The 25,077-nt window shown below is 55.4% G+C and carries 24 protein-coding genes; 6 read left to right on the top strand and 18 right to left on the bottom strand.

Features of this window, described 5'->3' with window-relative positions:
- From AB7E14_RS03820 to rbsK, 8 genes are all read right to left on the bottom strand, one after another.
- On the bottom strand, positions 1 to 1,147 hold a 1,147-nt coding region (locus AB7E14_RS03820), incomplete at its 3' end, for a DUF6531 domain-containing protein (RefSeq protein ID WP_428169331.1).
- Positions 1,148 to 1,308: 161 nt separating this feature from the next.
- Positions 1,309 to 2,700 (bottom strand): hexose-6-phosphate:phosphate antiporter, encoded by a 1,392-nt coding sequence (uhpT, locus tag AB7E14_RS03815; RefSeq protein ID WP_042998701.1) that lies wholly within the window; start codon positions 2,698 to 2,700, stop codon positions 1,309 to 1,311.
- A gap of 142 nt (positions 2,701 to 2,842) precedes the next feature.
- Positions 2,843 to 4,171 (bottom strand): MFS transporter, encoded by a 1,329-nt coding sequence (locus tag AB7E14_RS03810; protein ID WP_044326829.1) that lies wholly within the window; start codon positions 4,169 to 4,171, stop codon positions 2,843 to 2,845.
- Positions 4,172 to 4,180: 9 nt separating this feature from the next.
- Positions 4,181 to 5,683: a signal transduction histidine-protein kinase/phosphatase UhpB gene (uhpB, locus tag AB7E14_RS03805; protein ID WP_042998703.1), complete on the bottom strand. Its 1,503-nt coding sequence runs from the start codon at positions 5,681 to 5,683 to the stop codon at positions 4,181 to 4,183.
- Positions 5,680 to 6,273, bottom strand: coding sequence for a transcriptional regulator UhpA (gene uhpA / locus AB7E14_RS03800; protein ID WP_042998704.1), 594 nt, complete (start codon positions 6,271 to 6,273; stop codon positions 5,680 to 5,682). The genes uhpB and uhpA overlap by 4 nt, the downstream gene beginning before the upstream one ends.
- Positions 6,274 to 6,346: 73 nt before the next feature.
- Positions 6,347 to 7,360 carry an aldose 1-epimerase family protein gene (locus tag AB7E14_RS03795; protein WP_428169332.1) on the bottom strand — a complete coding sequence of 338 codons (1,014 nt, stop codon included), beginning with the start codon at positions 7,358 to 7,360 and terminating at the stop codon, positions 6,347 to 6,349.
- Positions 7,361 to 7,371: 11 nt separating this feature from the next.
- Positions 7,372 to 8,685, bottom strand: a complete 1,314-nt coding sequence (gene fucP / locus AB7E14_RS03790) for an L-fucose:H+ symporter permease (RefSeq protein ID WP_044268103.1) — start codon at positions 8,683 to 8,685, stop codon at positions 7,372 to 7,374.
- A 27-nt stretch (positions 8,686 to 8,712) separates the two neighbouring features.
- A complete protein-coding gene (rbsK, locus tag AB7E14_RS03785) occupies positions 8,713 to 9,633 on the bottom strand; it encodes a ribokinase (protein ID WP_042998707.1) in 921 nt (306 codons plus the stop codon).
- A gap of 326 nt (positions 9,634 to 9,959) precedes the next feature.
- On the opposite strand from rbsK, the gene AB7E14_RS03780 reads away from it, so the two are divergent.
- Positions 9,960 to 10,745 carry a DeoR family transcriptional regulator gene (locus AB7E14_RS03780; protein ID WP_042998708.1) on the top strand — a complete coding sequence of 262 codons (786 nt, stop codon included), beginning with the start codon at positions 9,960 to 9,962 and terminating at the stop codon, positions 10,743 to 10,745.
- Position 10,746: 1 nt separating this feature from the next.
- On the opposite strand, the gene ilvN is transcribed toward AB7E14_RS03780, so the two are convergent.
- From ilvN to ivbL, 3 genes are all read right to left on the bottom strand, one after another.
- Complete coding sequence (ilvN, locus tag AB7E14_RS03775; protein WP_042998709.1) at positions 10,747 to 11,037, bottom strand: acetolactate synthase small subunit; 291 nt, start codon at positions 11,035 to 11,037, stop codon at positions 10,747 to 10,749.
- A 3-nt stretch (positions 11,038 to 11,040) separates the two neighbouring features.
- The gene (ilvB, locus tag AB7E14_RS03770; RefSeq protein ID WP_316962878.1) at positions 11,041 to 12,735 is read right to left on the bottom strand and encodes an acetolactate synthase large subunit; all 1,695 of its coding nucleotides are present in this window, start codon (positions 12,733 to 12,735) and stop codon (positions 11,041 to 11,043) included.
- Positions 12,736 to 12,842: 107 nt separating this feature from the next.
- Positions 12,843 to 12,941, bottom strand: coding sequence for an ilvB operon leader peptide IvbL (ivbL, locus tag AB7E14_RS03765; protein ID WP_042998711.1), 99 nt, complete (start codon positions 12,939 to 12,941; stop codon positions 12,843 to 12,845).
- 523 nt (positions 12,942 to 13,464) lie between these two features.
- On the opposite strand from ivbL, the gene tisB reads away from it, so the two are divergent.
- The 3 genes from tisB to emrD all read left to right on the top strand — a co-directional run bounded on the left by tisB (position 13,465) and on the right by emrD (position 15,868).
- Complete coding sequence (gene tisB / locus AB7E14_RS03760; protein ID WP_042323479.1) at positions 13,465 to 13,554, top strand: type I toxin-antitoxin system toxin TisB; 90 nt, start codon at positions 13,465 to 13,467, stop codon at positions 13,552 to 13,554.
- A gap of 116 nt (positions 13,555 to 13,670) precedes the next feature.
- The gene (locus AB7E14_RS03755) at positions 13,671 to 14,504 is read left to right on the top strand and encodes a DMT family transporter (RefSeq protein WP_044326834.1); all 834 of its coding nucleotides are present in this window, start codon (positions 13,671 to 13,673) and stop codon (positions 14,502 to 14,504) included.
- A gap of 179 nt (positions 14,505 to 14,683) precedes the next feature.
- Positions 14,684 to 15,868 carry a multidrug efflux MFS transporter EmrD gene (gene emrD / locus AB7E14_RS03750; RefSeq protein ID WP_042998713.1) on the top strand — a complete coding sequence of 395 codons (1,185 nt, stop codon included), beginning with the start codon at positions 14,684 to 14,686 and terminating at the stop codon, positions 15,866 to 15,868.
- On the opposite strand, the gene AB7E14_RS03745 is transcribed toward emrD, so the two are convergent.
- Both AB7E14_RS03745 and dsdC read right to left on the bottom strand, forming a co-directional pair.
- Positions 15,795 to 16,844, bottom strand: a complete 1,050-nt coding sequence (locus tag AB7E14_RS03745) for a cellulase family glycosylhydrolase (protein ID WP_316962877.1) — start codon at positions 16,842 to 16,844, stop codon at positions 15,795 to 15,797. The genes emrD and AB7E14_RS03745 overlap by 74 nt on opposite strands.
- 54 nt (positions 16,845 to 16,898) lie before the next feature.
- Positions 16,899 to 17,855: a DNA-binding transcriptional regulator DsdC gene (gene dsdC, locus AB7E14_RS03740; protein WP_044268112.1), complete on the bottom strand. Its 957-nt coding sequence runs from the start codon at positions 17,853 to 17,855 to the stop codon at positions 16,899 to 16,901.
- A gap of 230 nt (positions 17,856 to 18,085) precedes the next feature.
- Between dsdC and dsdX the strand changes: the two genes are divergently transcribed.
- On the top strand, positions 18,086 to 19,423 hold the full coding sequence (gene dsdX, locus AB7E14_RS03735) for a D-serine transporter DsdX (RefSeq protein ID WP_316962876.1): 1,338 nt from the start codon (positions 18,086 to 18,088) through the stop codon (positions 19,421 to 19,423).
- A 17-nt stretch (positions 19,424 to 19,440) separates the two neighbouring features.
- Entirely contained in the window at positions 19,441 to 20,763 is a 1,323-nt protein-coding gene (gene dsdA, locus AB7E14_RS03730) for a D-serine ammonia-lyase (protein ID WP_316962875.1), read from the top strand.
- Here dsdA and AB7E14_RS03725 read toward each other — a convergent pair.
- From AB7E14_RS03725 to AB7E14_RS03705, 5 genes are all read right to left on the bottom strand, one after another.
- On the bottom strand, positions 20,760 to 21,881 hold the full coding sequence (locus AB7E14_RS03725) for an anaerobic sulfatase maturase (protein WP_316962874.1): 1,122 nt from the start codon (positions 21,879 to 21,881) through the stop codon (positions 20,760 to 20,762). The genes dsdA and AB7E14_RS03725 overlap by 4 nt on opposite strands.
- Complete coding sequence (locus AB7E14_RS03720) at positions 21,878 to 22,240, bottom strand: DUF202 domain-containing protein (RefSeq protein WP_058587347.1); 363 nt, start codon at positions 22,238 to 22,240, stop codon at positions 21,878 to 21,880. The genes AB7E14_RS03725 and AB7E14_RS03720 overlap by 4 nt, the downstream gene beginning before the upstream one ends.
- On the bottom strand, positions 22,230 to 22,577 hold the full coding sequence (locus AB7E14_RS03715) for a YidH family protein (protein WP_042998720.1): 348 nt from the start codon (positions 22,575 to 22,577) through the stop codon (positions 22,230 to 22,232). Before AB7E14_RS03715 ends, AB7E14_RS03720 begins: the two co-directional genes overlap by 11 nt.
- A 376-nt stretch (positions 22,578 to 22,953) precedes the next feature.
- Entirely contained in the window at positions 22,954 to 24,615 is a 1,662-nt protein-coding gene (locus tag AB7E14_RS03710) for a putative transporter (RefSeq protein ID WP_042998721.1), read from the bottom strand.
- A gap of 265 nt (positions 24,616 to 24,880) precedes the next feature.
- The coding region (locus AB7E14_RS03705; protein WP_428169330.1) for an Hsp20 family protein at positions 24,881 to 25,077 on the bottom strand (197 nt) is incomplete at its 5' end.

Genomic DNA, 25,077 nt, shown 5'->3' with positions numbered 1-25,077 from the left:
TCTCATACTCATACGTGTAGCTCAGCCCGGCCGGGTTATGCTGCTCCACCACACGGCCGGCGGCATCATAGCGGTAGGTGGTCCGGGGCTGTCCGGCGTACTGGTGCGCCGTCATGCGCCCCGGGTGTTTATCATCGTAAATGAAACCCCGCACCGGCGTATCGCTGCGGTCATACACCGCCGACAGCTCGCCGCGCGGGGTGTACGCATAGCGCACCAGTGGCAGTACGGGAAGATTTTCCGGGTATTCCGGGTCGTGGGTCAGCCACACGGCCTCAAGACGAATACCGCGGTCTGCGCCGTAGCCGGAGACCGGCATCGTCTGCGGGTATTCCGGCGCCCTGACGCCGGAGGAGACCGCCTGTTTACGCGCCGCCTCCGCCCGCTGCGCCTGCGTGGTCAGCACCAGCCGGAAGCGGCGGCCTGCGCCGTCGGTGACAACCGTAATATTCCCGGCAAATTCCCCGTCGGCGTCCCGGTGAAAGGTTTGTGTGCGCCCGAAACGGTCAGCCAGCCCGGTCAGCACCCGGTACGGCGGCAGCGGGGCGGGCAGCGCCTCATCCGCTCCCGGTACGCGCTCAGACCAGCCGAGTATCCACCACGGCCCCTGTGCGCTGCTTGTCGCCAGATAGACATGTGGACTGGTGCGGATGTCTTCCGGCAACGACTGCCAGAGTATGTGCAGCGGATTGCTTTCATGCAGCACCGGCACGCCACCACGGGCGAGCCAGAAGCGTTCGCTGCGGCTGAAGGCGGTTTCGCCCGGCAGCAGGAGTTCAAAGTGAATACTGCGTCCGCCATTGTCGTTGAGTATCAGTTCCTCATTGCGAAGCTGTAAGCGGATGTCGAAAGGGGCTTTCCAGCCGGGGCCAAAAATACCCACCGGTGCAGGCGTTTTCGTCCGGTAGCTGTTGTAAGTCCTCGAGAGCACAAACGGTAACGGACCGGGCAGGGCGAAATCGGTTTCGCCGGGCAGCACCTTTGCACCCAGCAACGGGTTGACTGGATTACCGGAAGTCATGCCCCCAGGGCAGACCGAACAGGCCACACCGGTGGGGGCGCCAATCATCACACCCGCAGAGCCCTGGATTATCGGGCCACCCTTCATGGTGCCGTCGCCCTGACGCGCCGCCGGTTTTCCACTCATGCTTAAACCCTTTTTGCATATAAATCAGAAGGATTACCTTAAGCTGGCATCACGGGGGAAAACTGCGAGGGGAGAGCAATATTGCCCGGATTCGGAAAACGTTTAGGCGGGAGGAAAAAAGCCCAGCGCGCAGGCTGGGCAAAATGTTACCAATTACACACTTAAGCGGTTCTTAACTGCTGAATTTTTCTTTCCCGGCGTATTTTGCGCTCTTCCATAACCGCAACCATCGCCATCAGGCAGATACAGCCGATAGCGGCGGCGTCCAGCGCAGCGAAGGTACCCGCCCAGCCTGTCAAACCAAACACTGGCGTACCGTCGGCAATCATCCCCAGACCTAACTTGGCAAAGCTATCGCCGATCAAGTACGCAAAGGTACCCTTGATACCGTCCGCCGCACCAATGGCTTTTTTCGGAACAAAACCCACCGCCGCCACGCCAATCAACAGTTGCGGGCCAAACACCAGGAAGCCGAGCGCAAACAGTGACGCGAGATAGACATACTGGTTGCTGGCATGTTGGTACACGCCAAGCGTCGCGATGATCAGCGCCAGCGCCACGCAGGCCACCAGCGCACGGCGACCGTTCGCCAGATCCGAGAGCCAACCCCAAAGCAGCGTACCGACCAGCGCCCCCACCTCAAACAAGGTAAAGCCCTGAATTGCCACCTCTTTGGACAGTTTCAGCTCCTGGAAAGCGTACACGGTAGACCACTGATCGATGCCGATACGCACCACGTACAGGAAGATGTTCGAGAAACAGAGCAGCCAGATCACTTTGTTTTTCAGCACGTATTCAACGAAGATCTGCCATTTGGTCATGTCATTTTCTTCGGTCTCTTTATCCTCTTCACTGATCTCTTCGCCGAACAGTTCTTCAGCTTTACCGAGACCATACGATTCCGGCGAGTCGCTACCAAAGCGCAGACCGATAAAGCCAACAATCAGAGCGATAATCGACGGGAAGATAAACATCCCAATCACGTGTCCGTCGAACAGCACGTTCGCACCGAACAGCGCCACGCCTGCCGCACCTGCGCCGCCAAGGTTATGAGAGATATTCCAGAAGCCGAGGAAAGTGCCGCGCTTACGGCGAGGCGTCCATTTGGTGATAGTGGAATAGCTGCACGAGCCGCCGGTGCTCTGGAAGAAACCACTCAGGGCATAGAAGGCGATCATCAGGAACAGGCTTACGGAACCCGTTCCCATGCTGGCGCTGAAGCCGAGCATACAAATTGCAGAGAGGATCAGCATAAACGGCAGGAACTGCTTGGTGTTTTTGCCGTCCGCATAATAGGAAACCAGCGTTTTACCTACGCCGTAGGTGATGGAGAACCCCAGACCAATCATCCCCAGTTGCGTCATGCTCAACCCGTAGGTGGAAATCATATCGTTCTGGGCTATGTTAAAGTTCTTTCGGATCAAATACATAGTCAGGTAGCCGATGAAGACCACCAGATAAGACTGCATGAACGGTTTGAACCACATCTTGCGCCGCACATCGAGCGGCAGATCCAGGGTCGGTTTACGCACCTGGTTTAGAAAAGCCAGCATAGGACACTCCCGGGCTAATTTTTATACCTGCGAATGGCAGGCATTGTAAAAATCAGTCAGGGGACATGCCTGAGACAGCGTCCAGGCGAAACCGGGAAAATTTCTTAGTTTTGCCCCACTCGCGGTAAAAAAGTGAACTGCATCACGCTTCGCTGGCCTCACGTGGAGCCTGGGCGTTGAGGAATGGCAGTAACAGCAGGGCGGAGATCCCGGCAGCGATAGCGATGACCACGAAGAAACCGGTCCAGTGCCAGGTTTCCAGTACCTGCGCCAGCGGCCAGCCGGAAAGCGATGCACCGAGATAAGCAAACAGCCCAACAAACCCGGTAGCTGCCCCTGCCGCCTCTTTGTGCGAACACTCCGCCGCCGCCATACCGATCAGCATCTGCGGGCCAAAGACAAAGAATCCGGTGGTGAAGAAGCAGGCCGCCTGCATTACATAACTGGCAAACGGCATCAGCCACAGTGAACCCACCGAAAGCAAAATTCCGGCGGCAAAAATCAGGTTCATCGGCCCACGATTGCCGTTGAACAGTTTGTCCGACCCCCAGCCCGCCACCAGCGCGCCGATAAATCCGCCCAGCTCGAACATCGTCACCGCCATGTTGGCGGACACCAGATCGACGCCCAGCGTCTCGGACATATACAGATTGCCCCAGTCGTTGATGGCGGCGCGCACCACGTACACCAGCACATAACAGAGTGATAGCAGCCAGATATAAGGGTTGAGCAGCACGTATTTCGTGAGGATCTCTTTACGGGTCAGTCCCGCGCCCTCTTGTTGCTGAGCAATTTCCAGGGCATCGTGCTGCCAGTCGCCCACCGGTGGCAGCCCCACGGCCTGGGGACGGTCGCGCAGTCGCCAGCAAAGAAAAATTCCGACGACGATCGCCAGCATTCCGGCCATCATCATCCCGGCACGCCAGCCATAATGCAGTGCCGCAGCAGCCATGACGATCGGAATCAACGCACCGCCAACGTTGTGGGCGGTATTCCAGATAGCCCACCAGCCGCCGCGCTCGTTGCGCGAATACCATGCTGTCAGCAGACGTGCGCACACCGGCGCGCCCCATCCCTGGAAGAAAGCGTTCAGCGCCCACAGCAGGGCAAACGCCCAGAGCGAAGTGGAAAAACCAAACAGAATATTGACGATGCCGGTGGCAATCAGCCCTATCCCCATAAAATAGCGGGCGTTAGAACGATCGCTGACGATGCCGGAAACGAATTTCGACACGCCATAGGTGATGTAAAACAGCGTCGCCAGCAGGCCGATATCGCTGCGGGTTAACACGCCGTTGGCGAGAATGTCCGGGACGGCGGCGTTAAAACTTTTCCGCGTGAAATAGAACAGGGCGTAGCCCAGCCAGATGGTCAGCAGAATATGGCGACGCCAGTAGCGATAAAGATCGTCGATCTCGCGCTTGTCCGTTAACTGCGGCGCATTCGCCGGGGCGTTAAAAAAGGTTAGCATTGCCGCTCCTCAAACGTAACGCAGGGGTAGCGAGACGCTGACTCGCGTACCGTGCGTGCAGGAAATCGTCAGCGAACCGCCGAGCGCCGTAACGCGCTCGCGCATCCCGGTCAGGCCAAAACCCTGCTGACCGGAGCCCGGCGGCAGACCGCTGCCGTCATCCTCAATCACCAGCATCAGCCGCTCGTCCTGCTGCCAGCCCTGCAGCGTCACCGCGCTGGCGTTGGCATGTTTCACTATATTGTTCAGCCCTTCCTGACAGACGCGAAACAGCGTCACCCGCAAACCCTCGCTGAGCGCCGTCTCGTCGATACGCCAGTCGAGATGGCTGACGATGCCGCGACTTTCCAGCTCCATTTCCCGCATCAGCGAGCGGATCGCCTGTTCCAGCGTTAAATCATCCAACTGGCGCGGACGCAGGCGTCCCAGCAGGCGGCGCACGGAATCATAGACGCCCAGCGACAACTGTTCGATAAGCTGTCCGCTCTGCTTCACGCCGCCGTTTTCAACCGCAAGCCGCTGCACGATTCCGGCCTGAGTACGGATCGCGGTGATGGTCTGGCCGATATCATCGTGCAACTCACGCGCCACGTCGCGGCGTACGCTCTCTTCCGTTTCCAGCAGGCGCTCCGCCAGCCGGTGATTACGCGCCAGTTCGTTTTGCAGCGACTGGTTCAGCTCACGCAGACGCTGAATACCCGCGCCAAGCAGCAGTCCGGTCAGGCTTTGCGCCAACAGGGAGAGCAATAAATCTACGGGGTGATCGTGCCAGGTCTGGCTGGCAATCAGCGCGATAGCGTTCATCAGGGTTGCGATCAGTGCCCCCTGCCAGCCGTAATGCCAGGCCAGCGCAATAATCGGCAGCGCCAGACAGAAGGGGGTAAATCGCGAAAGCTCTGCGGGTAATCCCAACTGGAGCCACAGACTGACGCTAAACAGCAGCAGATACCAGATCAGGTGCCGACCGCGCCAGTTCACCGGTTGCGACACCAGCGCCGGACCCAGCGGCAGCCAGGTCGTACTGGTCAGATAATGCCAGAACACCAGGCAGATCGGTGCCAGCGTCAGTCCGCCGGTCAGGGTCAGCAGCAGCGCATTCCACGCTTCCTCCCCCTGTCCCAGCCAGGGCAGCGACTGCAACAGCGCTGCCGCCGTCAACGCCGCGCCCTGAAGCAGCAGCGTTCGCCAGTCACGCTGATGGCGATAACGGGAGATCAGCGCCACGGGCAGCAGCGTCAACAGGCCGCCAATCAGCAAAAGGGGAAGATGCGCCAGCGCCACTTCCTGCGCCAGCCAGAAGGTCAGCAGCCATTCCGCGCCCAGCAATACCGGCCAATAGCCGCGTGGACATTGCAGCATCAGCCCCAGGCGCAAACCAAACGGGAACAGCAGTACCGCCAGTTCCGGACGCTCAACCAGATGCAGGCTGATGCTCCACAGACAAAACCAGGCGGCAGAGAAAATAAAAAAACAGGCGAGAACGGTGATAAACCGTGACAACAGGGTTTTCATTGCCAGCCGTCAAACATGCGCCGCGCCAGCTCAACGTCATTGCTGACGCCCAGTTTTTCCATCAGGTTTGCGCGATGGACGTGCACCGTTTTCGGCGATAGCCCCAGCTCGACAGCAATCTCTTTTACCGCCATCCCCTGCGCCAGTTTTTCCGCCACCTGGCGCTCGCGCCGGGTCAGCGGATCCTGGCGGCCAGCCGCCAGTTTGACGGCGATTTCTGGCGTCAAATAACAGCCGCCGGTAGCCACGGTATGTACTGCGGCAATCAGTTCATCCGGGCTGCAGCGTTTGGAGAGAAAGCCGCGCGCCCCGGCGTTCAGCGCCTGTTCCACCAGCGCCGGGCTGTCGTGTACCGAGAGCATGATGGTCGCCATCCCTTTTGGCAACTGGCTCAACAGCTCCAGACCGGAGATATCCGGCATCGAGATGTCGCAAATACACACCTGAACACCGCGTCCCGGCAATCCCGCCAGCGCCTCACGCCCCGAGCCAAACTCGGCGACCACCTGTAAATCGGCCTCCAGCCCAAGCAATTGGGCAAAGCCGGAGCGAACGATAAGGTGGTCGTCTATAAGGGCAACGGTAATCATGGTTCTGTCCTGGCGGGTAAAAAAAACGCGCTTACCTTAACGATAAGCGCGTTGCTGTTCAAGCCTTGAGCGATCAGGCGATACCCGTGGTGACCGTAAAACTCCGCGTTTGTTGCGGCGGCACGTCAAGTAATGAGCCATTTCGCTGGGCGGCGAGAAAGCCTTCCGGACGGCAGGTGGCGGGCAGGGCGAATGCTGCGACCTGCTGATCGCCGTTATACAGGATCCAGCGGGTGACGTAGTTGAGTTCCGAACTGGCGAAACGGGTGACAAACGAGGTGCCATCCGGGGCGATCATGCGGAATTCGGGTTTATCCGTATACCTGTCCAGTTTATCAGCAAAGAAGACGATTTCCGGATCGTAAAAGTCAGGTTCATTGAGCGCGGCCAGCGACGCGTCGCCTTGTAAGATCCGCTGATTAAACGCCAGCCACTGTGCGGTGGGTTTCACATGCGCCGGGACCGATTCGCGAAGCCGCAGCGCCTCATCCGGGATATTCTGGCTGAAAGTGGCTTCCGGTACGTACGCATAGTTCATGTGGCACATGTACTGTAACGGCATCGCGACGGATGCGAGGTTAGTGACGGCCATCTGAATATCAAACAGCGCGCTCGCTTTATGCATCACCACCGCAGGCTGCGCCTGATAATGATGACCGAATCCCATCACATACTCGTAGCGTCCGGTCACGCGCAGACTGTCGCCGTCCAGTTCCAGCCAAGCCTCGTCCATCGCGGCGCAGGCCATTTCACCGTGCAACGGGTGCGTATCTTCCGGCGACGGGCAGCCATTGGCCAGCAGGCCGGAATGGAAGGCAAAACAGCCATAGGTCGCCACGACTTCCGTTGCGGGTTTCGGCTGGCGGAACATGTTGCGCATGGTCAGATCGTGACCATCAAACCGGGCATCCCAGATCATCTGCCCCATCCAGGGCAGAATCACCAGATGACCACGACTGTTCTGCACCTTCAGCCCTTCCACACCGCTGGCATAACGAAAGGCAGTGACCGTGAAATCACAGTTCTCCAGCAGGACTTGAGGATGTTCACCAAAGAGCGTCCGCCACAGCGTAATACGTGTTGTCATCATCGTTCTCCTCAGGATGCAGTCGCTTCAGCCAGGCTGCGCACTTTGCTTTCACGCCAGAAGTAAACCCCTACGTAAACGAAGCACAGCATGGAGACGAGGAACGAGAGTTGTAGCGAGTGGAACATATCCGCCACATAACCCTGAATCGCCGGAACCACGGCGGCGCCAACGATGGCCATCACAATCACCGCACCCGCCATTTCAGTGTGTTCGTTATCGACCGTATCCAGCGTACCGGCATAGATGGTCGCCCAGCAAGGTCCAAACAGAATGCTCACCAGTACCGCGACGTATACCGCGCTAAAGCTCGGAGCAAGCGAAACATAGGCAAGGAACAGCGCGCCAATAACGGAGTAGAGAATCAACACCTTTTCCGGATTAAAGCGGGTCATCAGGATATTGGCGATAAACTTACCGATAAAGAAGCAGGCAAAGCTATAGACCATGAAGTTAGAAGCATCACGCTCGTTGATATCGCCCAACTCCAGCGCCAGACGGATGGTGAATGACCACACGGCAACCTGCATTCCCACGTACAGAAACTGCGCCACAATACCGCGGCGGAAACGGGCATTGCTCGCCAGATAGCGCAATGTGTCCATCGCTGACGGGCGTTTATGGTTGGCGGTTTGCGCTACTTTGCAGGTCGGGAAGCGGGTCAGCAGGAACAGTACCATCACCACCACCAGAACCATAATCATGTACTTATACGGCTCAAGGGTGTTTTCCAGCATCAACACTTTAAAGTTATGGATCTGCTCGGCATTCATCCCCGCCATCTGTTTTTCCAGACTATCGCCTTCGGAAAAGACCAGATATTTACCCAGCAAAATGCCGGACGCCGCGCCAATCGGATAGAAAGTCTGACTGATATTCAACCGTAAGGTGGCGTAGGCTTTTGGACCGATCATCGAACTGTAGGTGTTCGCCGCGGTTTCCAGGAAGCTCAGACCAATGGCAATCGCGAAGATCGCCGCAAGGAACATGGTGTAAGTGGCCATGTGTGAGGCCGGGAAAAAGAGCGTACAGCCGACGATATACAGCGTCAGGCCGATTAATATCGCTACTTTATAACTGGTCTTTTTAATCACCAGGGATGCCGGGATCGCAATTAAAAAATAACCGCCATAAAAGGCGCTCTGAACTAATGCTGAGGCAAAGTTGCTGAGTGAAAATACGCTTTTGAATTGCGTAATCAAAATATCATTTAATGCGGCTGCGCATCCCCATAACGGGAATAAACAGGATAACAAAATAAACTGGAACAGAGGGGTCTTATTCAGATATCCATCGGGCATCTGAATGATGTTTTTATCGTTCATAGTGCTACCTTTTACAGTGCAGGAGTATTATTCGTTTAGGGTAAGAAATTCATTAAATTGTTCGATACTCGGATAAGAGGATTGTGTGCCTTTCCCGGTAACGCTAAACGCAGCGAAAAGGACGGCTTTCTTCATCGCGGCTTCGACATCTCCGCTCTGGACATAGTAATGGGCAAAGCAACCGATAAAAGCATCGCCTGCGCCACTGGTATCAACAGCATTAACGCGAAACGCCGGAACATGAACTTCCTGGTCACGCGTCATCCATAACGCACCTTTTTCGCCCATGGTGACAATAATATTGTTTAACCCTTTATCCACCAGAGAGCGGGCGGCGGCACGAATATGGTCATACGAGTCCACCGACATGCCGGTTAATATTTCCAGCTCGGTTTCATTCGGTACAAAGAAATCACATTTACAGGCGTACGACATATCTAATTCCCGCAATGCCGGAGCGGGATTTAATAACACTTCAATGCCATGCTTTTTGCCAAATTCAATAGCGTGATAAACCGTCTCCAGCTGAACTTCCAGTTGCAAGACAATAAGCTGACATTTTTTTAAATCTTCCGCAGCGCGATCGATATCTTCCGGAGAGAGAAATTTGTTCGCCCCTTTAATAATAAGAATGCTGTTACTGGAGTTCGCATTCACAAAAATCGGCGCCACGCCGCTACTGGTGCACGGGACTTTTTCGACATAGGTGGTGTTGATGCCCCAAGATTCGAGATTGCGAATCGTGTTATCCGCAAAGATATCGTCACCGACTTTGGTCAGCATCAGCACTTTCGAATTGAGTTTCGCCGCAGCAACAGCTTGATTCGCACCTTTACCACCGCAGCCGATTTTAAACGCTGGCGCTTCCAGGGTTTCCCCTTCTTTGGGCATCTGATTGGTGTAGGTGATGAGATCCACCATGTTAGAGCCAATAACCGCGATATCCATTTTACTACCTCTCAGAAACAATCACACAACAATGATATTAAAATAACATTATCATGTTACTTCCGTATCATTTGTGACTACGATCGCGATTGGAAGATCATTTCACTGTTTATTTATTAGGCGCATTATGCACATGCAATCACCCTTCCCCATCCATCAATAGTTACAATTAACTGAAATTAAACTAGTTATAATCAAAGAAACGCGAACGAACGCGCTTTTAATTCCTGCCTGCCGGACGTATAGTAATGCAGCAACATAATGTTCCAGTGGACACAAAAATGTTACTGATGGAACATACGCAACATGAATCGCGGAGAAGGTGAATGGAAACCAAGCAAAAAGAACGTATTCGACGTCTGATGGAACTGTTGAAGAAGACCGACCGCATCCATCTGAAAGACGCCGCGCGGATGCTGGAGGTTTCCGTGATGACCATCCGCCGCGACCTTAGTCAGGATGACGAACCGTTACCCCTGACGCTGCTCGGCGGCTATATCGTCATGGTGAATAAACCTGCCGCGTCCTCTCACGCCCCGCTGCCTGCGGTTAAAACCCATCATCGCGACGATTTGCCTGTCGCGATCCTGGCGGCCGGTCTGGTGAGCGAAAACGATCTGATCTTTTTTGATAATGGTCCGGAGATGCCGTTGGTGATCAGCATGATCCCGGACGAGATCACCTTTACCGGGATCTGCTACTCGCACCAGGTTTTTATCGCGCTCAATGAAAAACCCAACGCCACAGCGATCCTCTGCGGGGGAACCTATCGGGCGAAGAGCGATGCGTTCTACGATGCCAATAACCCGTCACCACTGGATTCACTGAATCCGCGGAAAGTCTTTATCTCCGCCAGCGGCGTACACGAGCACTTCGGCGTCAGTTGGTTTAACCCGGACGACCTTGCCACTAAGCGTAAAGCGATGGAGCGCGGACTACGTAAAATTTTACTGACGCGTTACGCCCTGTTCGATGAGGTCGCTCCCGCCAGCATCGGCCCGCTTTCCACCTTTGATGTCCTGATATGCGATCGTCCGTTACCGGCAGATTACGCCACCCACTGCCGGAACGGTTCTGTCAACGTGATTACCCCTGATTCAGACGGCGATTAATTTACTCAAAGAACACGGCAATTTTGTTGAACATCGTCGGGTCTGACTGATTACGTACCACTTTCACCACATCTTCCAGCTTATCGATTTGGCTAATCATCTGCTCCAGACGCTGATCGTCGTTGACCAGAAGCCAGATGCGGCTCTGGTCGCTACTCTGAATCGGCAGACAGAGGATGCCCTCGACGTTAAATGCACGGCGGGCAAAGAGTCCGCAAACGTGGGTCATAACGCCTGGGTGGTTGCGGACGGTGAGTTCCAGAATGACGTTCTCATGTGATTGTTTCTGCATGGCTTATTCCCCCACCATCTCTGTATTTGCCGCGCCTGGCGGTACCATTGGATACACTTTTTCTTCCGCATCAATGCGGACATGGATCAGCGCCGGTCCCGGCCGACTGATGATCTCCTGCAATGCCGCCTGCGGGTCCACTTCGTTATTCAGATCGCAGGTATGCAAACCAAATCCGGCAGCAATCTGCATGAAGTTGATGGTTCCCGGATAGGTCGCCGCAAAAACGCCCTGCTTGTAAAACAGACTCTGCTGTTGATGCACCAGCCCCAGCGCTTCGTTATTCATCAGGATGATTTTCACATCCAGTTGGTTTTCGCTGGCGGTCGCCATCTCCTGAATGTTCATCATCAGACTGCCGTCGCCGGAGAAGCACAGCACTTTCTTATCCGGGTTCACCAGCGCCGCGCCAATTGCCGCCGGCAGACCAAATCCCATGGTGCCCAGCCCGCCAGAGGTCAGCCACTGGCGTGGACGGTTCAGCGGATAGGCCTGCGCCGCCCACATCTGATGCTGGCCCACGTCGGTAGTGATAATCGCGTTGTCGTCCACACAGGCCGCCACGGCGTTGATCAGACCATAATGACTGAGTGGGTCGCTTTCCTGTGGAATGGTACACGGAAATTCACGTTGCAAATCGCTGACCAACTGGTGCCACTCTGCGCGCGGTTTCGCCTCAATTTGTGGAATCAGTTGCGCCAGCACGTCATCCACATCCGCCTGAATCGCGATGTGCGGCTGCTTGATTTTACCCAACTCCGCGCGGTCGATATCGACGTGGATAATTTTGGCGTTCGGGCAGAACTGCTCGGTTTTGCCTATCGCCCGGTCATCAAAACGCGCGCCCAGCACGATCAGCAGATCCGCCTCTTGCAGGATGAAGTTGGTGCTGCGTGCGCCGTGCATCCCTAACATGCCTAACGACAACGGATGCGCTTTCGGCAGCATTCCCAGCGCCATCAACGTCATGGTGGTCGGCAACTGCGCCTTTTCCGCCAGTTCACGCACCCGCTGTGGCGCATTAATCACCCCACCACCGAGGTACAACACCGGGCGCTGTGCAGCGTTAATCATTGCGGCTGCGTCACGAATGCTGTCTGCACTGAATTCCGGCGTCGCCATTTTCTGTGCCGGTTCTGGCATCTCGTCAATCTCGAGGACCGCCATCTGGATATCCTTAGGTATGTCTATCCACACCGGGCCAGGACGTCCGGACTGAGCAAGACGAAATGCGTCGCTCATCACCTGCGGGAGTTCATCGATATGTCTGACCAGATAGTTATGTTTTGTGATGGGGATAGAGATGCCGTAGGTGTCCACTTCCTGGAAGGCGTCGGTGCCGATCATGGAGGCCGGAACCTGCCCGGTGATACAGACCATCGGAATAGAATCCAGACGCGCATCCGCAATGGCGGTCACCAGATTGGTCGCGCCCGGCCCGCTACAGGCCATGCACACCGCCGGTTTGCCGTCGGTGCGCGCCATGCCCTGCGCAATGAACCCCGCTCCCTGCTCGTGGCGCGCCAGAATATGGCGGATTTGCGTGCTCTGGCTTAAGGCGTCATAGACGGGAAGAATCGATCCGCCCGGAATGCCAGTAACAATCTTAATGCCCTGACGTTCCAGAAAATGAACAATAAATTCAGCGCCCGTAAAACGCGTACGCTGAGATGTTGATGTTGTGCCCGAACTTGCCATGCTCCAGTCCTTTTGTTCTGGGCCGACGCTCCGGACAGGTCTCTTAAACGAAAAACCCCGCCCGGTTTGCGCCGGCGGGGTTTTGGAATCGTGTGTTGTTCCGGACCCTACGGCGCATTGCCGACGACCACCACCACACGCACGACGACCGCTGCGCGAGATGGCGCAGTGTTTAGTAGGGTCGCAGTCAGCATGGAAGGGTTCATTAGGGACCTTGTCTGTTTAATGATTAACAGGATTTATACAAGCACAGCTTTCATAACCTGACAACGGAAAAATTTTCATCTGCGTAAAAATGCGTCGACGATCACGTTTCGCTAATAAAAACCCCTGAAAACAAAAAACCCCGCCGAAGCGAGGTTTTTTCAGCGGGATGCGGTTGGTTGCCGCAAAGCACACTGTGTTATGTCAACAGCAAAAGTATACGCGTTCTGCGAAGAACACGCAATTTCGGCACGGATTTTGACGCTTTTGAGTATGGATCAGAAGTTCGGTACTGTCCACAAATACCTGTTCATTCATACAGTATTTATCTATAATATCTCCGTACGCAGTGTGTCAGGTGGGGCCGCATCGTAAACCGGCGCAACAAAGTCCTGGCTGAAACGGGTGGTGCCGTCAGCGCCTTAACCCCCCCGGTGAGCACACTGTGTTATGTCAACAAAGGTGCTGATAACAGGCGGCGGAAAGGCACGTCAGCACCGTGCTCCTTTGCTAAAGGAGACGCGTATGAGCCTCGTGGATATCGCTATTCTTATCCTGAAACTCATTGTTGCAGCCATGCAACTGCTTGATGCTGTTCTGAAATACCTGAAGTAATTCAGATTCAAGTCGCACTAAAGGGGAGCGGGCAACCGCTCCCCTTTTACATCGCAGATGCTTATGCGGTGATGATATGTTACGTTTTTATGACATTCCCTGATGACGTCTGCGCTATGACCCTTACCGTTTTCTGCATTTTGCTGTTCGCCGCACTGCTGCACGCCAGCTGGAACGCCATTGTGAAAGCCGGGAACGACAAACTCTACGCCGCCATCAGCGTCAGCGGTTCCGCCGCCATTATGGCGCTCCTGTGCCTGCCCTTTGCGCCACAACCCTCAACCGCCAGCATCCCGTTTTTAGCGGCCTCGACCGCATTACAGGTGGTCTACACCGTACTGGTCGCCAGAACGTATACCGTTTCGGATATGAGTCAGACCTATCCGCTGATGCGCGGGACGGCGCCGCTACTGGTGGCCATCATCAGCGTACTTTTTCTTGGCGACAGCCTGTCCGCCCTGGCCTGGACGGGTATCGCGGTGATCTGCGCCGCCATCCTCGGCATGGCCTTTAACGGTCGGACTCGTTCGCAGCAAGGTATTGTGCTCGCCCTGATTAACGCCTGTTTCATCGCCGGATATACGCTGGTGGACGGCACCGGCGTCAGGCTCTCGGAAACCGCGCTGGGATACACGCTCTGGACCTTCTTTTTGAACGGTTCCTGCCTGCTGGGATGGGCGATGATGGCCCGTCGTCGTGAAGCATTGCGCTATCTGACGCAGCACTGGAAGAAGGGAATTTTTGGCGGCATTGCCACCATGGGCTCTTACGGACTGGCACTCTGGGCAATGACTCTCGCGCCGCTGGCTGTCGTCGCTGCACTGCGTGAAACCTCAATCCTGTTCGGCGCGCTGATTGCCTGGCTGCTGTTGAAGGAACGAGTGGTGGGGTTGCGCCTGGTGGCTGCTGGCGGAATTGCCGCTGGCGCCATTCTGTTACGCCTGTCCTAGAACTCAAACTCGGCAACATTTGTTGCCGCTTTTTGTTTACATATCCTGCCGTTCACTCCTTTTCCATTCCCGCTCACCATCTGGCCTTCTTTTTTTAGTGTGGTAGATTTCACTCGCATTTATGGGAATGCGTAGCACCTTATTCTTATTTTTTCTCTTTTTGAAAAGTATTCAGCGAAATGAAAAGGCAGAGAAACGTCAATTTGTTGTTGATGTTGGTATTACTTGTGGCTGTGGGTCAGATGGCACAAACCATTTATATCCCAGCCATTGCCGATATGGCACGCGAGCTAAACGTTCGCGAAGGGGCCGTGCAAAGCGTGATGGCAGCTTATCTGCTGACCTATGGCGTATCGCAACTGTTTTATGGCCCGCTGTCCGACCGCGTCGGACGCCGCCCGGTGATCCTCGTCGGGATGTCGATTTTTATGCTTGCCACGCTGGTCGCGATTACGACTCACAGCCTGACGGTGCTGATCGCCGCCAGTGCGTTGCAGGGAATGGGGACCGGCGTTGGCGGGGTAATGGCTCGAACCTTGCCGCGTGATTTGTACGAAGGCACACAGCTGCGCCACGCCAACAGCATGCTGAATATGGGCATTCTGGTCAGCCCGCTGCTGGCACCGCTGATAGGTGGGCTGCTTGATACGATGTGGAACTGGCGCGCCTGTTACGTTTTCCTGCTTGTGCTCTGTGCAGGCGTTACCTTTAGTATGGCGCGCTGGATGCCGGAAACGCGTCCTACTGGCGCGCCGCGCACGCGGCTGATTGCCAGCTATAAAACCTTGTTTGGTCACAGCGCGTTTAACTGCTATCTGCTGATGCTGATTGGCGGACTGGCAGGGATCGCGGTGTTCGAAGCGTGCTCAGGCGTGCTGATGGGCGCGGTGTTAGGGCTGAGCAGTATGGTGGTGAGCATCCTGTTTATCCTGCCGATTCCGGCGGCGTTTTTCGGCGCATGGTTTGCCGGTCGCCCGAATAAGCGCTTCTCCACGCTAATGTGGCAGTCGGTGGTGAGTTGTCTGCTGGCCGGGCTGATGATGTGGATCCCCGGTTGGTTTGGCGTGATGAATGTCTGGACGCTGCTGATCCCCGCCGCGCTGTTCTTCTTCGGTGCCGGGATGCTGTTCCCGCTGGCAACCAGCGGCGCAATGGAGCCGTTCCCGTTCCTCGCCGGTACAGCAGGTGCGCTGGTAGGCGGCCTGCAAAACATTGGCTCCGGCGTACTGGCGTGGCTCTCCGCCATGCTGCCACAAACCGGGCAGGGCAGCCTCGGCCTGCTGATGACGCTTATGGGGCTGCTAATTTTACTGTGCTGGCTGCCGTTGGCGGCGCGTTTTTCACACCAGGGGCAGGCGATTTAATGACCGTGTGGCCGGGCGTTTCGCAGTCCGGCGCAATCATCGCCAGTAACAGCGGCTCGAGCGCGGGCCGCCATGCCCCCTCTTCCCCGTCGTAAAATTGCGTATCGGCGTTGATCGCATAGGGAATATTCGCTTTCTTCAACTCGCAGGCCATAAACGTGGCAAAGGCCAGCTGTGAAGAGGACGGGGGATTCTTACTGGTTTCTCCCGTGGCCCAACCGCCAACCCAGCTGACATGCCCGCTTTTTTGTTGCCAGTGCACCGCGCTAGCGATGCGCGCGCGAATCGCCGCTTTCTCTGTCGCCGTCCCCGACGTCCAGGGGTATTTACCGTTATTTTTCACCGGTCCCCACGGGAAGATATGCCATTCCGCCAGGACATAGTTCTGACTTTGCGGCGGCAGGCGCAGATTCGTCAGCTCTTCCGGCGCGGCACGCAGACGCGGCGCGACAAAAATCATCCGTTGCGGATCAATAGCATGGATAGTGCGAATGGTCTTTTCGTACACCCGGTTCAGGGAGGCCAGATTATGATTCAGCTTACCGGCCGGTTCGTAAATCAGATCAAACCCCAGCAGCGGCGCGCGGTGAGCGAAATAGTGCGCTACTGCGACCCACCAGTTGGTCACCTCTTTTTCGTTGCTCGCACTGGGATCATTTTTATACTCGTCGGCCTGGTAGGCGATAACCGGAATGACGCCATACTGCTCGCAGGCTTCCACCAGCTTGCGCAAATGAATAAGCCGCGCCTCGGTGGGTTCTCCCGCCACCCGAATGCGTACATGGGTAATCCCTTTGGCGTGGAAGTCCCGCACCACCAGCGGGTCAAACTCCCGGATACCCTGTTCCGTGCGTGCCCAGTCGACGTCCATCCCTACACCGAGCTGCTGCGCATAATGTGTCGCCGTCAGCGGCGGTTGCGCTGCCCCCAGGGCGAAACTGACCAACACGAAGAGCGAGACGAGCGGTTTAATCACGATGACCCTCAGTAATGTTGCAAGCGCTATCACGTATTTAGCACGCTTTTTTAGTTATCGCGTAGCAGTTTCGCTTTGGGAAAACGGCTTCGCCTGCTCACGCAGCCAGGTGATAAAGGCGTCTATTTTCGGCCATTGCCTGCCGGGTAACGTCGTCATGTAGTAATGCTGATGACAGGTCAACGCCATCTCACCAAACGGGGCGACCAGTTCACCGCTTTCGAGCCGCTTCTGTACCAACCGTTTACGCCCCATCGCCACGCCGATATGGTTCATGGCGGCAATCACCGCTAAATCAGAACGATCGAAGCCAATTCCTGACGATGTCGGCAAATTCACTGAAAAATGTTGTGCCCAACTATGCCATTCATCGGTTCCTGAATCATTGCTCCAGGCCTGACGGTCATGCAGCAGCGTGCAGTGCGGCAAATTCACCAGCGAGCCCATTAAATCAAAACGCCGGGCATAATCCGGGCTACAAACGGGGAGAATCGCTTCATCCATTAAAAAGTGATGTTCCAGTTGGGCAGATGGCGCATCGTCAAAGTAGAGTGCCAGATCGACCCCGGCGCGCTGCAGGTTTACGTTGTCGTTGCCGGTTAAGATCGTGAGCGAGATTGATGGATAGCGGCGGGTAAAATCACCCAGCGCAGGCACCAGCCAGCACTGCGCGATAGACGGGCGAGAATAGACGGTCAACGTCCCGGAGAGTTCCTGATTTTTGATATCGAGGATCTCCTGGTTCAGCGTATCCAGCGACGATTTCAGCGCCCAGAACACCCGCTTACCTTCATGGGTAAGTTCCACTTTGCGGTGCGAACGGACGAAAAGCTGGATCCCCAACTCCTCTTCCAGTTGGTTAATGCGGTGGCTGATTGCGCTGGGACTCAGCGACAGTTCGTCTGCGGCCATCGCAAACGACTGATGTCGCGCGGCCACTTCAAACGTGTACAGTTTCGATAATTGCCAGCCATTGAGGAGATGGTTTCTGACTTCGCGAAGGGGTTCCATTTATACCTCGGTGACTTCAGCTTCAGTCCGGCGAAGTGTAAAAAAAATCGCAGAAAAAATCAGCATAAAGATGAATGAGGGTGAACCATATCGCAAAATTGCGCGAATATTCGATGTAAATCACCTCTTTGATTCAATCTGATTCATGTGAGTGAGGATTTATATCGTTTGTCAGCCCACGCCGAATTTTTGTCCAATAGGGACAGGTTAATCACAGGGCAAGGTGAGATATGCACTCTCAAATCTGGGTTGTGAGCACGCTGCTAATTAGCATTGTGTTAATTGTATTGACCATCGTGAAATTCAAATTCCACCCGTTCCTGGCACTGCTGCTCGCCAGTTTCTTTGTGGGAACCATGATGGGCATGGGGCCGCTGGATATGGTCAACGCCATTGAGAGCGGGATTGGGGGTACGCTGGGCTTTCTCGCCGCCGTCATCGGTCTGGGTACGATTCTCGGCAAAATGATGGAGGTTTCCGGCGCAGCAGAACGCATCGGCTTAACGCTCCAGCGCTGTCGCTGGCTCTCTGCTGACGTCATTATGGTGCTGGTGGGGCTGATTTGCGGGATCACGCTGTTCGTTGAAGTTGGCGTGGTACTGTTAATTCCGCTGGCGTTCTCCATCGCGAAAAAAACCAACACCTCGCTGCTGAAACTGGCAATCCCGCTGTGTACCGCGCTAATGGCCGTTCACTGCGTCGTACCACCGCACCCGGCAGCGCTGTTTGTCGCCAATAAACTGGGCGCGGATATTGGTTCGGTGATCGTCTACGGCCTGTTGGTTGGCCTGATGGCGTCGCTGATCGGCGGTCCGCTGTTCCTGAAATTTCTCGGCAATCGCCTGCCGTTCAAACCGGTTCCCGCTGAGTTTGCAGACCTCAAGGTACGCGAAGAAAACACGCTGCCGTCGCTGGGCGCAACGCTGTTTACCGTCCTGCTACCGATTGGTTTAATGCTGGTGAAAACCGTTGCTGAACTGAACATGACCAAAGGCAGCACGCTGTACACCCTGCTGGAATTTATCGGTAACCCGATCACCGCGATGTTTATTGCCGTCTTCGTGGCGTATTACATCCTCGGTCTGCGCCAGCATATCGGCATGAGCACCCTGCTCACCCATACCGAAAACGGTTTTGGTTCTATCGCCAATATTCTGCTGATTATCGGGGCGGGCGGGGCATTCAACGCCATCCTCAAAAGCAGCGGTCTGGCAGACACGCTGGCGGTGATCCTTTCCAATATGGATATGCACCCGATTCTGCTGGCCTGGCTGGTGGCGCTGATTCTGCACGCGGCAGTCGGTTCAGCCACCGTTGCGATGATGGGCGCCACGGCGATTGTCGCGCCGATGCTGCCGCTTTATCCCAACGTCAGTCCGGAGATTATCGCCATTGCCATCGGTTCCGGTGCCATTGGCTGCACGATCGTCACCGACTCCCTCTTCTGGCTGGTTAAGCAATACTGCGGCGCCACCCTGAATGAGACGTTCAAATACTATACGACCGCGACATTCATCGCCTCGGTCATTGCACTGGCTTGCACATTCCTGCTTTCCTTTATCATCTAAGCGCAAAGAGACGTCCTATGGAAAACATACAAAAACTCATCGCCCAGTATCCTTTGGTGGAGGATCTGGTGGCTTTGCGAGAAACGACCTGGTTCAATCCCGGAACGACCTCTCTGGCGGAAGGTTTACCCTATGTAGGGCTGTCGGAACAAGACGTTAAGGGTGCCCACGCCCGTCTGGCGCGCTTTGCGCCGTATCTGGCCAAAGCCTTCCCGGAAACCGCTGCGAGCGGGGGAATTATTGAATCTGAGGTTGTTGCCATTCCGGCCATGCAGCAGCGTCTGGAAAAACAGTACGGCCAAAAAATCAGTGGCGAAATCCTGCTGAAAAAAGATAGCCATCTGCCCATTTCCGGCTCGATCAAAGCGCGCGGCGGCATTTATGAAGTGCTGACGCACGCCGAAAAACTGGCGCGGGAAGCCGGGATGCTGACCCCAGACGAGGATTACAGCGTTCTGCTTTCTCCGGAGTTCAAAACCTTCTTTAGCCAGTTCAGCATCGCGGTGGGGTCAACCGGCAACCTGGGGCTTTCTATCGGCATTATGAGCGCCCGCATTGGCTTTAACGTCACGGTGCATATGTCTGCGGATGCCCGGGCGTGGAAGAAAGCCAAACTGCGCAGCCACGGCGTCACGGTTGTTGAATACGAAGAAGATTACGGCGTGGCGGTTGAACAGGGCCGTAAAGCGGCGGAGTCCGATCCAAACTGCTTCTTTATCGACGATGAAAACTCCCGTACGTTGTTTTTAGGCTATGCCGTTGCGGGGCAGCGTCTGAAAGCGCAATTCGAACAGCAAGGCCGCGTGGTGGATGCCGATCACCCATTATTTGTTTACCTGCCGTGCGGCGTGGGCGGTGGCCCCGGCGGGGTGGCGTTTGGTCTGAAACTGGCATTTGGCGATAACGTACACTGCTTCTTTGCTGAACCGACGCATTCCCCTTGCATGCTGCTGGGTGTGTATACCGGTCTGCATGATGCGATCTCCGTGCAGGAGATCGGTATCGATAACCTGACGGCGGCAGACGGCCTGGCAGTAGGGCGGGCATCGGGCTTTGTCGGCAGAGCGATGGAACGCCTGCTCGATGGGTTATATACCCTCAGCGATCAGTCCATGTATGACATGCTGGGCTGGCTGGCACAGGAAGAGAACATCCGTCTGGAACCGTCAGCGCTGGCGGGAATGGCCGGGCCTCAGCGTGTTTGTGCATCCACTGACTATCAGCAAATGCAGGGGATTAGCGCTGAGCAGCTCAATAATGCAACGCACCTGGTCTGGGCGACGGGCGGCGGCATGGTACCAGAAGCAGAAATGGCGCAATACCTGGCGAAAGGGCGCTAACGCCCGGCACGAAGCATCGCCATCAGCTCTGCCGGTGAGCGATGCTGCCTGATCAGATCACGCATCACGCGCATGTGCGGCGCGCTATGACGGATAAAGTCGCGGTATCCGGCGCACAGCATGCTTTTCCCGCTCTCATCCCGATGTTTAGGGCAATCACCATGACAAAAGCGCAGCAGCGAACAGGCCTGACACGCTGCGCTTAACGTGGTTCTTTTCAGCTCCCCAAAAGCTTTCGCCTGCGGACTGGCATTGAGCGCCTTCAGCGGCGTGTGATGAATGTTACCCAGCCGGTACTGCGGATAAACATAATGATCGCACTGATACAAATCACCATTTGCTTCCAGCGCGAAAGCGTGACCACAGTCCTGACTTAGCGCGCACATCTGCGACGGATAGCCGCACCACACGCCCAGCGTCGAGTCAAAGAGCTGAATATACACACGGCCAATATCTTCCCGAACCCAGATATCAAATACCGATTTAAGAAACTGCCCCCATGCCTGTGATTCGACCGATTCCGCCGTCAGCCTGCTGTGCTCATCCAGCTCAACAAGCGGAATAAACTGTAAAAAAGGCGTCCCTAGCTGGCGAAGATAGTGATACATCCGTTCCGGCTGGTTGCTGTTGAGGCGATTCACCACCACCAGCAGGTTGAACTCCACGCGGTATTCGACCAGTTTTTGCAGCGCAGTCATCACTTTTTGATGGGTTGGATTGCCGCGACGGCTGACCCGAAAGGCATCATGCAAATCAGCAGGACCGTCCAGTGAGAGTCCCACCAGCCAGTTATTGTCGTGCAGAAAGCGACACCATGCGTCATTGAGCAAAATACCGTTGGTCTGAAAAGCATTCTGGATCTGCTTTCCCGCGCCGAACTGCTTTTGCAACGCCACCACACGATGAAAAAAATCCAGACCGCAGAGCGTCGGTTCTCCTCCCTGCCAGGCAAACAGAACATCTGGCCCTGGCTGTGCGGCAATATGCTGCTGAATAAACGTCGATAACGTGATGTCATCCATCACCGGGTGGGCGGGTTTATCAATGTAAAAGCAGTAACGACAATCCAGGTTACAACGTGAACTGGCCGGCTTGGCCATGACCTGACATCCTGTCATGCTAAATTCCCGAGAAATACGATAAGTTGGCGAACGTGCGTTACAGCAAACAGTATTGCGAGAGATAACACCGCGAGGGAGATCATAAATTTGTCACGAACCGCGCGTGACTGGACAAAATCAATATGCGAGACATCCATCAGATTACGCTTGCGCGTATAGCGCCAGAGGATCACAACCACGATAGCCAGCACCGCGATAGAGACCCAGAACAAGAATCCCGCCTGATGCCAGTGATGTTTTATCGCCAGCGCCATCAGCGCACCGTAGCCCAGCAGCGTGCGAAACCATGCCAGCGATGTGCGCTCCGGCTGCAGTCCCGGATCGGCCAGGCGACGGGCCTTACGGCTATCCGGCATACAGCACCAGCGCCATGACCACAATCGCCACAATGGTCAATATCAGACTGATGATCAGCAGGCTTCGGGTATAGGGCAAATCCTCTTTCAGCCGCATCGCCTTTTCATTGCGCAGCCAGCGCAGATAACCGTAAATCGCCAGACCGCCAGCGAACAAACAGAGCAGCAGCGCCAACAGCTCGCGGATCACCGGCGTGGCGAAGTCCGGCGCCAGTTGGTCAAGCCCAACGCCGGCGGCCAGGAAACCCAGCGCGGTGCGGATCCACGCCAGAAAGGTACGCTCGTTTGCCAGTGAGAAGCGGTAATCCGGGGCTTCTCCGAGGCGGGAAATCTTCATTTAACCCCCTACTGAATGCGTAAAAGTGCGCATGAAATAAGCGCAATATTACCTGAGCACCTGGATAAATAGCATTAATAAACTCTGTAACTCAGGTCGATGCATGTAGCGTTTGCGAAACCAGTTTCATTTCTTCCATGGTGAATCGGCACAAGCATCTGGCGATGAATACGCAGCACCGCCACCGCAAAACCCTGGCGTTATCGCACGGCTAAAATGGGCGATTGTGCACCTGTTGGCTGAAAATGACGTGCTACGAGCATTTTCAACGCCTGGGTGTGGAAAAACCGGACGCCACAACGGGTTAGTAAGAAAGCGTGATGTGTTGAACGATGCTGACCGGCAACCCGATGGATGCCGGTCGATATGAGCAGATCTAACTTAATCCCCAGAAAATCACCGCCAGCAGTTGAGGCGTGATAATCCGCAGGAACATCACCAACGGATACACCGTCGCATACGACAGCGCCGCCGCGCCGCTGGTGGCATGCAGGTTGTTTGCAAACGCCAGCGCCGGTGGATCGGTCATCGAACCGGCCAGCATCCCGCACAGCGTCAGGTAGTTCATTTTGGCAAAAATACGCGCCAGTAAACCGACGGTGATAAGCGGGATAGCAGTAATAAAAATACCGTAGCCCACCCAGCTCAGACCATCGCCCTGCGTCAGCGTATCGATAAAATCACCACCTGATTTCAGCCCCACCACGGCCAGGAACAGCACAATCCCCAGTTCACGCAGCGCCAGGTTCGCACTTGGCGGCATAAACCAGTACAGCTTACCAATGCTGCCGATACGCCCCAGAATCAGCGCCATAATCAGCGGTCCGCCCGCCAGCCCCAGCTTTAACGCCACCGGAAAGCCGGGAATAAAGAGCGGAATAGACCCCAGCAACACCCCCAGACCGATGCCAATAAACACCGGCAGCATCTGCACCTGCTGCAGTTTTTGCTGGGCGTTACCGACAACATTGGCAACAGCATCAATCGAGGCGGGTCGTCCCACCAGATTAAGGATGTCACCAAATTGCAGGCTGGCATCGCTGCTGGCCACCAGTTCAACGCCCGCACGGTTCAGTCGAGAAATCACCACGTCATAACGCTCTTTAAAGTGCAAATCGCGGATGCGTTTGCCGAGCACTTTTTCGTTCGTGACCACGACGCGTTCGACGCGCAAATCGGTGCCCCGGGTCGACAGAGAGGTATCCACCTCCTGACCTATCACCAGTCGTGCGTTATGCAGATCGCCCGGCTGACCAACGAGGTGCAGCAAATCACCCAGTTGAATCACCGTTCCCGGCGACGGCACCATCAGCGTCTCTTCACGCTTCAGTCGTGAGCAGATGATTTTATCGCTGTTAAGGATCGGCACATCCTGAATCGCCATATTGTTGAGATTGGGGTTCTCAACGCGGATATTGATGGTCTGAATCAGCGAGTGACCGTTGGTGAGCGTCGATTCATGCTGTTGCGCTTCCGCTTCCACATTGACGCGAAATATCATGCGCATCAGCCACATGGTCAGCAAAATACCGCAAATCCCAAACGGATACGCCATCGCGTAGCTCATCCCCATCTGGTCCACCAGCTCCATTGGCGTACCCAGATCGCGCAGGATTTGTTGTCCGGCCCCAAGCGCCGGAGTATTGGTGACCGCACCGGAGAAAATCCCCAGCACCACCGGCAGCGGAATAGCAAACACTTTATGCAGGATAGCGGTAACCAGTCCGCCGATGATGACGATCAGAATCGCAAACAGATTGAGACGCAGGCCAGAAACCCGCAGAGAGGCGAAGAACCCTGGCCCCACCTGAATCCCAATGGTGTAGACGAACAGAATCAGGCCAAATTCCTGGATAAAGTGCAGCATATCGCCGCTCAGCGTCACCCCAGCCTGATCAACGAAGTGGCCGACGATAATGCCGCCGAACAACACGCCGCCGATGCCAAAGCCGACACCCCGCACCTTGATGTTGCCGATCCACAATCCGACAACCGCCACCAACGCCAGAACGCTGACCGTCAATGCTATATCACTCATTTTTTATTCCCTGTGAATAACATTTCAATTTACATGGATTATGACTGAACCGTTCAGGCATATATGCAAGATGGCGCACATTCTCATGCTGCCGAAACGGTAAAGCACCCTTATGATGGGCGTTTCTTCCCCCTTTTTTCTTCATCGTAACCTGACGTTGCTGAATGCTTTCTTCTGGTAAGGGCATCATACCCTAAAACCCGGTGTTATCTTCGCGCACAAAAAAGCCCCGTCATTTCTGGCGGGGCAAAGGCAAGGAGCTAAATTAGCTATTTAATGCGGGACGTTCGCTGATGGCGATACGTTGCGGAGCAACCACTTCCGGGACATGACGGGTCAAATCGATATGCAACAACCCGTTGGTAAATGTCGCACCGGACACCTCCATATTTTCAGCCAGGGTAAAGCTCAGGCTGAACGACTGGGTGACCAGCCCCTGATGCAACCATTTGGTCTCTTTTT

Source organism: Citrobacter sp., from assembly GCF_050252275.1.
Classification (GTDB): Bacteria; Pseudomonadota; Gammaproteobacteria; order Enterobacterales; family Enterobacteriaceae; genus Citrobacter_A; species Citrobacter_A amalonaticus.
This window is presented reverse-complemented; position numbering and strand designations above follow the sequence as displayed.